The sequence below is a fragment of the Gammaproteobacteria bacterium genome, assembly GCA_029881255.1.
Lineage (GTDB): Bacteria > Pseudomonadota > Gammaproteobacteria > S012-40 > S012-40 > JAOUMY01.
Map to the genome: position 1 here is coordinate 82917 of JAOUMY010000012.1, position 12872 is coordinate 95788.

General features: G+C 48.0%; 9 protein-coding genes. 3 read left to right on the forward strand and 6 right to left on the reverse strand.

Features of this window, described 5'->3' with window-relative positions; all coding sequences use genetic code 11:
* Positions 1-11 precede the first annotated feature (11 nt).
* Positions 12-281: a 30S ribosomal protein S15 gene (gene rpsO / locus OEZ43_18130; GenBank protein MDH5547503.1), complete on the forward strand. Its 270-nt coding sequence runs from the start codon at positions 12-14 to the stop codon at positions 279-281.
* A 29-nt stretch (positions 282-310) separates the two neighbouring features.
* Positions 311-2398: a polyribonucleotide nucleotidyltransferase gene (gene pnp / locus OEZ43_18135; GenBank protein MDH5547504.1), complete on the forward strand. Its 2088-nt coding sequence runs from the start codon at positions 311-313 to the stop codon at positions 2396-2398.
* A 12-nt stretch (positions 2399-2410) separates the two neighbouring features.
* Here the strand turns inward: pnp and OEZ43_18140 are convergent, their stop codons facing one another.
* Complete coding sequence (locus OEZ43_18140) at positions 2411-2698, reverse strand: hypothetical protein (protein MDH5547505.1); 288 nt, start codon at positions 2696-2698, stop codon at positions 2411-2413.
* Between the two features lie 120 nt (positions 2699-2818).
* Here OEZ43_18140 and OEZ43_18145 point away from each other — a divergent pair, with 120 nt between their 5' ends.
* Positions 2819-3508: a FecR family protein gene (locus OEZ43_18145; GenBank protein MDH5547506.1), complete on the forward strand. Its 690-nt coding sequence runs from the start codon at positions 2819-2821 to the stop codon at positions 3506-3508.
* A 13-nt stretch (positions 3509-3521) separates the two neighbouring features.
* Here OEZ43_18145 and OEZ43_18150 read toward each other — a convergent pair whose 3' ends face one another.
* The 5 genes from OEZ43_18150 to OEZ43_18170 all read right to left on the reverse strand — a co-directional run bounded on the left by OEZ43_18150 (position 3522) and on the right by OEZ43_18170 (position 12752).
* Positions 3522-5585 (reverse strand): adenylate/guanylate cyclase domain-containing protein, encoded by a 2064-nt coding sequence (locus tag OEZ43_18150; protein MDH5547507.1) that lies wholly within the window; start codon positions 5583-5585, stop codon positions 3522-3524.
* A gap of 113 nt (positions 5586-5698) precedes the next feature.
* Positions 5699-7756: a 3-hydroxyacyl-CoA dehydrogenase NAD-binding domain-containing protein gene (locus OEZ43_18155; protein ID MDH5547508.1), complete on the reverse strand. Its 2058-nt coding sequence runs from the start codon at positions 7754-7756 to the stop codon at positions 5699-5701.
* A gap of 5 nt (positions 7757-7761) precedes the next feature.
* On the reverse strand, positions 7762-9072 hold the full coding sequence (locus OEZ43_18160; GenBank protein ID MDH5547509.1) for an acetyl-CoA C-acetyltransferase: 1311 nt from the start codon (positions 9070-9072) through the stop codon (positions 7762-7764).
* Positions 9073-9082: 10 nt separating this feature from the next.
* Complete coding sequence (locus OEZ43_18165; GenBank protein MDH5547510.1) at positions 9083-11515, reverse strand: acyl-CoA dehydrogenase; 2433 nt, start codon at positions 11513-11515, stop codon at positions 9083-9085.
* A 103-nt stretch (positions 11516-11618) separates the two neighbouring features.
* A complete protein-coding gene (locus OEZ43_18170; protein MDH5547511.1) occupies positions 11619-12752 on the reverse strand; it encodes an aminotransferase class V-fold PLP-dependent enzyme in 1134 nt (377 codons plus the stop codon).
* Positions 12753-12872: the final 120 nt, after the last annotated feature.

Consider the following 12872-nt stretch of genomic DNA (forward strand, 5'->3'; position numbering starts at 1 on the left):
GGAGATTTAAAATGGCTTTAACAGCAGCTGACAAAGACAAAGTAATCAAAGACTATCAAACCAGCGCATCGGACACAGGTTCACCTGAAGTTCAGATTGCTCTACTTTCTGCAAGAATCGATGACCTTTCAGGTCATTTCAAACAACACATTCATGACCATCATTCACGCCAGGGTTTGTTGAAAATGGTCAATGCTCGTCGCAAGCTTCTTAGCTATCTCAAGAACAAAGATCTGGAGCGTTACAGAACGCTGATTGGACGTCTTGGACTGCGTAAGTAAATTCACTTCTCAAAACGAAGGAACTCAATGTGACTCGGATAAGCAAAAGCTTTCAATATGGCGCACACACAGTCAAGCTGGAAACTGGTGAGGTGGCGCGACAGGCATCAGCGGCGGTATTCGCCAGCGTTGGTGACACCACGGTACTCGTCACTGCAGTAGGCAAAAAGTCAGCCGATGAAGGGCGAGACTTTTTTCCACTGACAGTAAACTATCAAGAACGTGCATATGCCGCCGGTAAAATACCCGGCGGTTTTTTTAAGCGCGAAGGTCGTCCAAGCGAGAAAGAAACACTGACCTCTCGTCTGATTGACCGTCCTATTCGTCCGCTGTTTCCTAAAGGTTTCAAGAACGAAGTTCAGGTCATTGCGACAGTTGTGTCTGTAGACAGTAATATCGATCCAGATATTGCTTCTATGTTGGGTACATCAGCAGCACTGGCGATCTCCGGTATGCCTTTCATGGGCCCTATCGGTGCAGCACGTGTTGGTTACAAGAATGGCGAATACATCTTGAACCCGACGATTTCAGAAACAGCCGAATCTGCTCTGGACCTGGTCGTTGCCGGTACTGAAAATGCGGTTCTTATGGTTGAGTCTGAGGCGAAAGAGCTTTCCGAAGAAGTCATGTTGGGTGCAGTCGTGTTTGGACACGATCAGATGCAAGCGGCAATCAAGGCGATTAATGAATTTGCTGCTGAAGTCAACAATCCTTCCTGGGATTGGCAGGCACCTGAAAAAGACAACAGTCTCGCGGATGCGGTTGCAACTGCAGCAGAAGCGCGCATTACTGAAGCCTATAAGATTCAGGAAAAGCAGACGCGTGGTGATACCTTGGGTGTGATCCGAGGAGAAGTTGTTGAAAAGCTGACCGCCAAAGAAGGCCAGGAAGGCTGGTCAGCAATGGACGTCGGCAATGCGGTCAGCGATCTTGAAAAGAAGATTGTACGCGGCTCTATCATCGCGGGTAATCCTCGTATCGATGGTCGCGACACTGACACGGTTCGTCAGATTACGATACGTACAGGCGTTCTACCACGCACTCATGGTTCTGCTTTGTTCACGCGTGGTGAGACTCAGGCTATCGTTGTAACGACTTTGGGTACTGAGCGTGACGCACAGGTTATCGATGCAATCGAAGGCGAGTACCGCGAGCCTTTCATGCTGCACTACAACTTTCCTCCATATTGTGTTGGTGAAACCGGTATGGTGGGTTCTCCTAAGCGTCGTGAAATCGGTCATGGTCGTCTGGCCAAGCGTGGTGTTGCGGCAATGATGCCAAGCGTTAAAGATTTCCCATACAGTATCCGTGTTGTATCTGAGATCACTGAATCCAATGGATCAAGCTCTATGGCCTCTGTGTGTGGCGCGAGTCTTTCATTGATGGACGCTGGTGTTCCTTTGAAGGCGCCTGTCGCGGGTATCGCGATGGGTCTGATCAAAGAAGCCAATGGCTTTGCCGTTTTGACTGATATCCTGGGTGACGAAGATCACTTGGGTGACATGGACTTTAAAGTTGCCGGTTCGACTTCAGGTATTACTGCGCTGCAGATGGATATCAAGATCGACGGTATCACCAAGGAGATCATGGAAGTCGCACTGGAAAAGGCACGCAATGGTCGTATGTACATCCTTGAAAAGATGAACGAGGTGATCAATAAGCCACGTGAAGAAATGTCAGAATACGCCCCACGTTACATCACGATCAAGATCAATCCTGATCGCATACGTGATGTTATCGGTAAGGGTGGCGCGACTATCCGTGCGATTACTGAAGAGACTGGTACTTCTATCGATATTACTGACGACGGTGTTGTTAAGATCGCGTCGGTTGATATGGCTGCCGGCGAAGCCGCCAAGAAGCGCGTTATCGAGCTGACTGCTGACGTTGAAGTCGGTATGGTTTACGAAGGTAAGGTTAGCAAGATAATGGACTTCGGTGCTTTCGTTAATGTTCTGCCAGGCAAAGATGGGCTTGTCCATATTTCCCAGATTTCCGATGAGCGCGTCGAGAATGTTACCGACAAGCTGAAGGAAGGCGATATGGTCAAGGTCAAGGTTCTGGAAATTGACAAACAAGGCCGTATCCGTTTGAGCATGAAGGCTGTTGAAGCTTGATTGTTTAAATAATTAGTTCAAAAAGAAGGCTGGGTTTTCCCGGCCTTTTTTTTTAATTATTTTGTGCCGTGGGTGTTGCAGTGTTGTTGGTGTGGGTGGATGCGTTTGATTTATGTGGCCACGTCGGGCATCGTTGGACGGTTCGTCGCAAAACACGCTGTGAATACTTTTTAGCTGCGCTTCCTGCTTCGCTAAAAAGTCCAGGGCACACGTCCGTGTGTGCCCGTTCGTTTCGGGAATACCGAAACTCACCCCTGTAAGCTCTGCGGCCGTCACGTAAATCAAAACCTGCTTTTTCAACCAATCTCAGGGCGGGAACCTAGGCACTACATACACCAACAAGTCTTTACCAATTCAATCGATAGTACTCTGCCGGTATCTAATTTGCTCTATAAACGCCGACTAGCCGAGAGACCGATCATGCGACTATCAATTTCACTTATATTTCTAGCTTTATTGGCGCCGCAATGTTTGCTTGCCGAGGAAGCAGGCAAAATCGCCGCTATCGAAGGCAATGCTTTCTATCATCCCGGGTCTCAGCCGCGAGGAGAACCGATTACAGGTACCGGTAGACAAGTCGAAGTGGGCGACATGATTCGTACTAAACATCAGGCTAGCGCCGGTGTCATCCTGATTGATGGCTCCAAGGTAGCGATTGATGAACAGTCGAGTGCCATATTTCGCCTGCAAAACGCCATTGATGTTGATAGTGGTACCGTAGTCGTGGATATTAAAAAACGTGGTGGTTTGTCAGGTTTTCAGATTAAGACCAAAACCGCGGTAATTGGCGTCAAGGGAACACAGTTTGTCGTAGCGGCCGATGATAAAAATCTGTCCGTTTATACCCGTGAGGGGACGGTCAGTGTTGAATCTATCAAGGGCGAGTTCAAACAATACAAACGCAAGGTGATGGATGAATTCGCCGCGTTCAAGAAGCAGATGCAGGACGGTTTTGAGCAGTTCAAGGCCGAGCAACAGCGAGAGTTTGTCGGCTTTGTGAAATCCATAGATGTCAAAGCTGGGAAAATGATTTCCATTTCCGGTGAGGACCTGGAAGAGGCCGACGTCAGCAAAGAACTTGAGAATAAATTTGATCTGCTGAATTTTTAGGTCAAAGAATCAGCTATTTTTCTAAAGCCGCCGCGCCATCCCAGCGCGGTGGAGGCTGCAAGCATAATACTTTACACCTGTCTGCCAGCACCTGTGACGCCCTATCTTGAAATTCTTTGGATAGATCAGCAAACAATCCCTGAGCTTCTTTGAATTCCCCGGAAAAATACCGACCCAGTGCTGCTTCGTAGCGCACTTTTAAGGTATCGGAACGAGACTCCTGCCAATCAAGCTCATAGATGTTAATCGCCTCTTTCTTACCTTTGACTCGCACGCGATCTAAATGTCGAAGGAAAAACAACTCAGTGTCTCGTAGTTCATTAAAGGTATGTTCACTCAAGATAATCTTTACACCATATTGTTTAGTCAGACCTTCCAAACGAGAAGCCGTGTTAACGCTATCGCCCAATGCAGTATACGAGAATCGCTTACTAGAACCAACGTTGCCGACCACTGCATTACCTGTGTTAACTCCGATACCTATCTCAATGCGTGTGGACACTCGGTGTGCAATTTTCTCATTTAACGTGCCGGTCAATGAAACCATTTCCAAAGCGCTGATACATGCTTTATGCGCATGATTGTCGACATCGACGGGGGCGTTGTAGATGACCATCATTGCGTCGCCGATATATTTGTCCAACATGCCATCGTGGGAGAGGGCGACTTGGGTCAAGGGGTCGAAAAACTCATTGAGTACAGCGATTAATTCGGAGGGAGATAGGGTCTCAGAGAGCGATGTAAAGTTTCGAATATCAGAAAATAGCACGCTAATAGTTTTCTCTTTTCCACCGAGAGTTAGTGCATCCGGGTCTTTGATGATTTGTTTGACAAGCTGATCGGAAACATAGGCTGAGAAGGCGCTCTTGAGGTACTCTGCGTTGCGGTTGGCCTTTCTAAACAGACTGATTTCGTTAAAGCTACTCAGAAGTACAAGCGCAAAAAGTATTTGTAATTCCTGTATCCAGATCTTATTTAGAACGAGTGAATAGGATAGAGCTAAGATTACACCCACCGCTAGTACGTAACACGGTACGCGAATTTCCAGGCGGCGCATTCGATAGGCTAGTAGGCATACCAAAATTACTAATCCCAGGAGTACAAACTCCAGCGTCGTGTTATTCTTAAGTTCAGAGCCATTCAGTAAATCATTGAGCGCCGCTGCATGTATGTAGACACCTGGCATAGCCGCATCAACCGGAGTAGGGCGCATATCAAACAGACCGGTTTCCGTTACACCAACAATCACTAGCTTGTCTTTGAACGTATTCGCTGGAACCTCACCACTAACAATTTTCGACGCAGAAATACGCTGGATACCCGATGCGAAAGACAAACGCATACGGTAGTTGGAGAACTGTTGATTCGCTGTCGTTAGAAGAAAATCTGTTTCCTTGCCTATCACCAGCTCCGGTTCTGCGTTTTGATAAAATCGTAACATCTGCAGTGCAAATGACGGTAACACCAAACCCTTATGTACCGCCGTGAGAAGATATCGACGATATAAGCCATCGCTATCCGGATGTATCGAAAAATAGCCGCAGCTGATGGCGCTGTTGTGAATGGTAGCGATATTGGATTCAGCGTGAGGAAACTCGGGCAGGGAAACCGTTTCAGAAACCAATTCGACATTGTATAGACTGCACTCATCCAAAGAGGCGTCTTCGATTTGTGAGACTTTCTGGGTAGACGCATCCTGGAAGAAATAGCCTAGCACAACATTGTTCGCCTGACGTATCGAATCTGCGAGGGCCTGGTCCTGGTCTCGGTTTGACGCTTCTGAAAACACCATATCCAGACCAACAACCGATGCTTCTCTCAGACCGTCGATTAATTTTGCGAATACGGAACGATCCCAAGGCCAGCGCCCGATTTGGTTAATGCTCGGTTCGTCGACTTCAACCACGATAATACGTTCATCAATCGCTGACGGGGCGAGTTGATACTGCGTTTTCAATTTTAAATCATTGAACCATAGTGCGAGGGAATTGAATCCGGGAACAGGATACATTACCGCAGCCAAGGTAATTGTCATTACCAGGCTGTAAAAGAGCGGCAAATGCAGTCGTTGTTGCAAAACAGATATCCGGAGTTTCGTGTATTAAACTCGTATCGGATACGCAGGAGAGAATGTTTAAAAGAAAAACGGCGCATAAAGCGCCGTTTTTCATATCTTTGGAAAGCCGAGATTTAGGCTGTAGGCGCCAGATCATCCCAGCCATCGTCAGGCTTGAACATACCGCCATGGCGCTTTTCCAGACGGTTTAGATTGTCCTTATACTCTTTGATGCCATGGTGCTTAGCATAGTGCAGAGGACCACCGCGGAATGGCGCAAAGCCAGTACCAAAGATAACACCCGCATCAAGCTGATCCGTATCGGCCACGACACCTTCACGCAGACATGCAACACACTCGTTAAGCATGCGCGCCATCATGCGCTCGATCATCTCCGGTGCAGGGCGACCTTCGATTTTGCTCTTGCCATCAACCTTTTTACCGTTCTTGTAATGATAGAAACCTGAGCCTGATTTCACGCCGAGCTGGCCTTTTTCCACCATACGCTTGAGGCTCTGAGGTACCTCAACATCCAGGTCTTTGGACAGGATCTCTGCGACGTGCAGACAAATATCCAGACCTACGGTATCAGCCAAACGAAGCGGACCCATGGGCATGCCGAACTGTAGTGCTGCCTTGTCGATCAATTCCGGATTCATGCCTTCTTCCTTCATTTTGACCGCTTCTAACATGTAAGGCATCAATACACGATTGACCAGGAAGCCTGGGCCACTCTTGACCGGCAAAGGCAGACGATCGATTTGAACTGCAAATGCAGCGGTACGTGCAGCGACATCTTTGTCCGTTACCTTAGATTCCACGATTTCGATCAACGGCATCATCGCAACCGGATTGAAGAAGTGCAGGCCTACCAAACGCTCAGGACGCTCCAGGGCTTCGCTGAGGACTTCCAGTGGAATACTGGAGGTGTTTGTGGTCAATAGCGCATCGGACTTCATACGCGGTTCCAGTTCGCGGAACAGCGTCTGTTTGGCCTCGATGTTTTCAACAATGGCTTCAATGATGACATCAGCCTTCGGAACGCCCAGACCCTTTATGTCTGGCGTCAGACGATCCCGGGCAGCGATGACTGCGAGACGGTCACCACGATATTTCTTTTCAAATAGACCATTAGCGCGAGCCATAGCCTTGGCCAGGGTAGCGGGGTTACGATCCTGCAAGGTCACCTGCAATCCACGGAAGGCACACCAGGCGGCGATGTCGCCACCCATAACGCCGGCACCAATTACATGCACGTGTTTGGCTTTCTCAAATGCTTTGCTCGATTTGCCAAGACCTTTAAGGTTTTCACGCAGGAAGAAAACACGGATCAGGCTTTGTGCCGTTTCACCAATTACCAAACGGGCGACAGATTTTGCCTCTTCCTCCATCATGCGTTTGCGGTTGTCGGCGAAGCGTGCCCATAAATCGATCAAGGCGTATGGAGCAGGGTAGTGTTCCTTACGCGCCTTTTTTGCCACCTGCTTGCGCATCATGTTGGCGAGTATCGGGCGCACCAGACTGTTATTGGTCAACTTCTGCAGAGTCGAAAGTGGACGCTTCTTGGTGCGCTCCAAAATGACCTGACGTGCCGCAGACTTTAATTGACGTGTCGGTACGGCGAAATCAACAAAGCCCATCTTAGCGGCCTTCTTGGCCGGGATAGCTTTACCGGTAAGCATCATATCCATCGCCGCAGGCGCGCCGATGATATGAGGTAAACGGACCGTTCCGCCAAAGCCGGGATGGATTCCAAGTTGGATTTCCGGCAGGCCAAGCTTGGTCTTCGGGCCGTCATCTGCAATGCGATATTTACATGCCAGAGCCAGTTCCAGGCCACCACCCATACAGAAACCATGAATCAACGCGACGGTTGGCATCTTCATGTTTTCGATCATGTCCATAATGGCCTGGCCGCGACGAATGTGCGCGACAGCTTGATCATTGTTTTCGATTTTCAGAAATTCTTTGATATCTGCACCAGCGATGAAGCCGTTTGGTTTGTCTGATACAAAGACGATACCTAAAGGCTTATGCGAAGATTTCTGAGCATCAAGAAGTATTTGCTCAAGTTCTTCTAGTACCGGAACACAGAGTACATTCGTGGATGCGCCTGCCTGATCAATATGCAGCCACAGTATACCCTGGTCGTCGTTTTCAATTTTCCAGTGTTGGTATTGTTGATTGCTCATGTTCATTACTCCACAGACTCAATTAACATCGCGCCACCCTGACCACCGCCTATGCATAGACTGGCCATGCCTGTTTTGGCATTATTACGCTTTAAGACACTCAGTAAGTGCAGCACAATGCGCGCGCCGCTAGCGCCTACGGGGTGACCGATACTGATGCCGCCACCATCGACATTCAGTTTCTCATGCGGAATCTCTCCGATGGCGCTTTTTAGTCCGATAAAGTCTTTGCAATAGTCTTCGCTTTTCCACGCCTCGACACAGGCGAGTACCTGAGCCGCAAAGGCTTCATTGATTTCCCAATAATCCACATCTTCGATCTTGAGTTTGTTGCGCTCCATGATGGGCGCCATGGCATAGGCAGGACCTAGCCCCATTTCTGATGGATCAAGACCGGCCCAATGTGCATCAACGATCTTTCCGATGACTTTCAAATTGTGTTCTTTTACTGCTTCTTCGCTGGCGAGTATCAGCATTGCCGCGCCGTCGGTAATCTGTGCGCTGTTACCTGGCGTAACTTTGCCGAATTTTCGATCGAAGTAGGGTTTTAGTTTCGCAAGACCGGTCATATCCGAATCTCTGCGCAATCCGTCGTCCTGGTCATAGAATTTACCGCGCGTGTCGTAAATCACTTCGATCTCTTCCATAAAACCGGCGTCTTGCGCTGCAGCGAGGCGACGATGACTTTCAACGGAGAATGCATCCATCTGGCTACGTGAAATGCCAAAACGATAGGCAAGATTTTCTGCGGTTTGCCCCATAGACAATCCAACAACAGGATCAGTTAGCCCGCGTAACAGACCAATTATCGGTTGGAGATGTTTACCAGTGAGTTTGCCGAGTGCTTTAATCTTTGCAACAGGCGTTTTGGCTGCGCCAAACATACCTAGCCAGTTCACCATTTTTTCATTGAGTAGAACAGGCGCGTGGCTCATTGCCTCAACACCGCCCGCTAGTATGAGGTGAGAACGGCCGCTGGCGATATTACTCGCTGCGGTGTCCAATGCTTGCATACCCGACGCGCAATTGCGCTGTACCGTCCATGCCGGAACGTGTTCTCCGCAACCGACACGTAAGGCAATGACGCGAGCGATATTGGCTTCATCTGCGCCCGGCATAACACAGCCTACAATCACTTCATCAAATTTGTCAGGGGAAAAAGGTTGACGCTGCACCAATGGTTTTGCTGCGCCTACGCCGAGATCAGCGGCAACAAATGGACCTGTTTTTCCCCTGGCTTTCAGAAAAGGGGTACGACAACCGTCGACGATATAAACTGGTTTATTACCAAACGCTTTGTGTGCCCGAGTACTCATGTTCTCATCCTCAAGATTTCAGTTTGAATTCGCTCGGCGCGAAATCATCAACTTTAATAATTTCACGTCGAAGCGCATCATAAGACAGAATCTGATCGGCCTCTTGCTGCGAGATTATTTTCTCGCTCACGGCCTTGTTCACCATATCTTTATAGCTTATCGAGATTACCTTTAGCTTACCTTCCTTGCGAGCTTTTTGGATCAGTTTTTCGATTCGTTCTATACCAGGTAAATCTTTTAACGCCTGTTCAAGACGCCCGACTTGTTCATTCTGATCAGACGGCACGAATATTCCCGATGTTAAGCGATCGCGTGATGCAGAATCGGCGAGCAAGTTTCTTGAGACTTTGTGGCCTAAATCGTCAGACGGTGGCGCAAAAGTACGGCCCAGTGGAAAACAGATAAAACGCAGGAATTGGCCGAGGATGCGATTCGGAAAGTTTTTACAAATACCGTACAAAGCCTCCTGAATTCCGTATAAACAATCATCAAGCGCCCAACGCAGAAATGGCAAATCCTCTTCAGGACGTCCATCGTCTTCATAACGTTTCAATGTCGCAGAGGCGAGATAGAGCATACTCAACGCGTCAGCAAGACGACCCGATAATTTTTCCTTGCGCTTGAGAGCACCGCCAAGAGACAACATCGCGACATCGGACACGAACGCAAAAGCACTGGACATACGCGTCAGATGTTGGAAATATCGCTCGTTCTTGCCGACCATAGGGACTAATGCCAGTCGTGATCCCGTTAATCCAAAGAACAGACTTCTAAAACAGTTTGCCAGCGAGAAACTGATATGTCCGCGTATCGCCTGATCGAAGTCTTCAGACGCCTTACGTAAATCCTGTTCGTGTGCTGCCTGCATTTCTTTCAACACAAAAGGATGACAGCGTATCGCACCCTGACCATAGACGATCATACTACGTGTAAGAATGTTGGCTCCTTCCACTGTGATGCTGATCGGTATAGCCTGGTACAGCTTGCCGAAAATATTATGTGGGCCGAGACAAATACCTGCACCACCTTGTACGTCCATGGCATCATTGACGGCCTTACGCATACGCTCAGTGAGATTGTATTTAAGTATAGCGGATACAACCGACGGGCTCTCTCCCATATCGAGAGCACCAGCACTCATGGTGCGCGCAGAGTCACACATATAGGCATAACCACCGATGCGTGCGAGCGGCTCTTCTACACCTTCGAAATAGCCAATCGGCGTTTTAAACTGTTTACGAATTCGTGCATAAGCACCCACTGCACGGGCTGCGAATTTTGCGCCACCCACACTCAATGCAGGAAGTGAAATCGAGCGACCAGCAGCTAGACATTCGACCAGCATGCGCCAGCCATTACCAGCCTGTTTGTGTCCACCAATGATCCAGTCAATAGGGATGAATACATCGTCACCGCTATTTGGACCGTTCTGGAAGGCAATACTCAAAGGGTGGTGTCGTCGACCGATGTTGACACCTTCGTGATCCGTTGGGATGAGCGCACAGGTAATACCCAACTCCTCAGTATCTCCAAGAAGATGATCCGGGTCATAGAGTTTAAATGCGAGACCAAGCACAGTCGCGACCGGACCCAGGGTGATATAACGCTTGTCCCAGGTAACGCGTATTCCTAGTGTTTCTTTACCTTTGTAGGTGCCGCGGCAAACCACACCAATATCAGGAATTGCACCGGCATCACTACCAGCCTCAGGGCTGGTCAGTGCGAAACATGGGATTTCTTTTCCGACGGCGAGATTCGGCAGATAGTGCTGTTTTTGATCTTCGGTACCGTAGCGGTGCAGCAATTCTGCTGGGCCCAATGAATTTGGCACCATTACCGTTACAGCGGTCGCAACGCTGCGTGTAGAGATTTTCATAACTACAGCAGAGTGGGCGAGGGCAGAGAATTCGAGGCCGCCATATTTTTTCGGAATAATCATTCCGAAAAATTTATTGTCTTTGATGAATTGCCATACTTCTTCCGGAAGATCATTGAGCTCTTGGTTAATCTTCCAGTCATCGAGCATTGAGCACAATTGCTCAACTGGACCGTCTAAAAATGCCTGTTCTTCCGTACTCAGCGCTGGTTTTGGATATTGAAGCAGTTCGTTCCAATCTGGATTACCGGAAAAAAGATGAGCGTCCCACCACACCGTTCCGGCTTCTATGGCATCCTGTTCGGTCTTGGACATGGGTGGAAGAATTTTCCGAAAGATATCGAGTATTCTGTCAGTCACCAGTGTCGTGCGTAAGGTGTCTATGTTGAGGATGACGGCCACTGCCAAAAACACAAACCACCCAGCGCCCAGCAAAACACCACCTTCAAGCAGGAAACTGGACAACAAAAGGTAAATGGCAAATGCCAAAGTCCAGGTTTTAAGTGCCGCCTGGCGAAAGGCCAGTACCCCAGCGAGAATTATTCCAATCAATACTGCTAAAAGCACGCCACTATCTCCTTTTCTTACGAATGCCTATGCCTTATTCAACCCTAAAACTCCGGATTAGGGTCGTCTACACAATAACGACATATATTCTCCTTTCTTTATCCTAATTTGCGGCTATTTGAATCGCCTTTTGAATCGTTTCTAGTGGGGTATAGTAATGCGGAGAAAATCGAATTCCGCCACCTCTCAGGGCACAAAGTACGTTTGCACTCTTTAATCGATTCCAAACTTTTTCAGATGTTTCATGTTGGTGCTGAAAATTGACAATACCGGAAAGAAACTGTGGTTCGGTCCGCATATTCAATCGTAATGACGGGTGTTCGTGTATTGAATCTATCATGTATTGTGTTCGTTCCAATACTTTCTTCTCAACTTCGTCCAACCCAATCTCAAGTAGCAAGGAAAGGCTTGCGTTGAACGCCACTATTCCAAGCATATTTGGACTGCCACATTCAAAGCGTTGTCCACTTTCCGCAACTTGCCAATGGTTTTTGTCGAATACTCCCGCATCTTTGACCATGTGCCAGCCATATTGATTCAGTTTCAACAGATCCCTTGCTTTTGGTGTCGAATAAAACAATGCGATGCCTTCCGGACCTAATAACCATTTATGCGCGTCAGCCACTACGAAATCGGCATGGCAAGTTTTTACATTGAATTTAAGTGCGCCCAAGCTCTGGATGGCATCGACACAAAACAGAATGTCCTTACTGCGACAAAATACGCCCAGAACTTCCAGATTCATTCTTGTTCCACTGGCGTATTGAACAGAGCTTACTGAAAGTAGTTTTGTATTGTCATCACAGAGGCTTATAAGCGCCTCTTCGGGGGATGAAGTTAAAGCAAGTTCTGCCATTCTGGTCTGCACCCCAAATCGATCGGATAGGGATTCCCACACAATTCGGTTGGAGGGGAATTCCTCGGAAGCGATAACCACATTGTCCCCAGCTTGCCATTCCAGACCATAGGCGATCACCGACAAGCCTTCGGAGGTGTTTTTCAAAAGAGCAATATCGTCGGTTGAATCTGCATTTAGTAACGTTTTAATCTGTTCTCTCAGCTGTAATTCACGTTTAAGCCATTGAATATAGTCTTTAGACCCGTAGCTGAGATTTTCATCAACAAAACGACGAATAGCGTCTCCAGTACGACGGGGCCAGGGTGCTACCGCCGCGTGATTTAGGTGGAAAATTTGGTCGCTAAGCAACCATTCGGTACTGGACGTTGGGTTAGCCATGATCTCCACTACGTTTAGGTGACTTGATTTTAACCTACTGTATTACTAGACTTAGTTGTAACGATTTATTCGTATAGATTAGATGAAAATCTCATAAAAACAATATGATGAGTAGTTTAA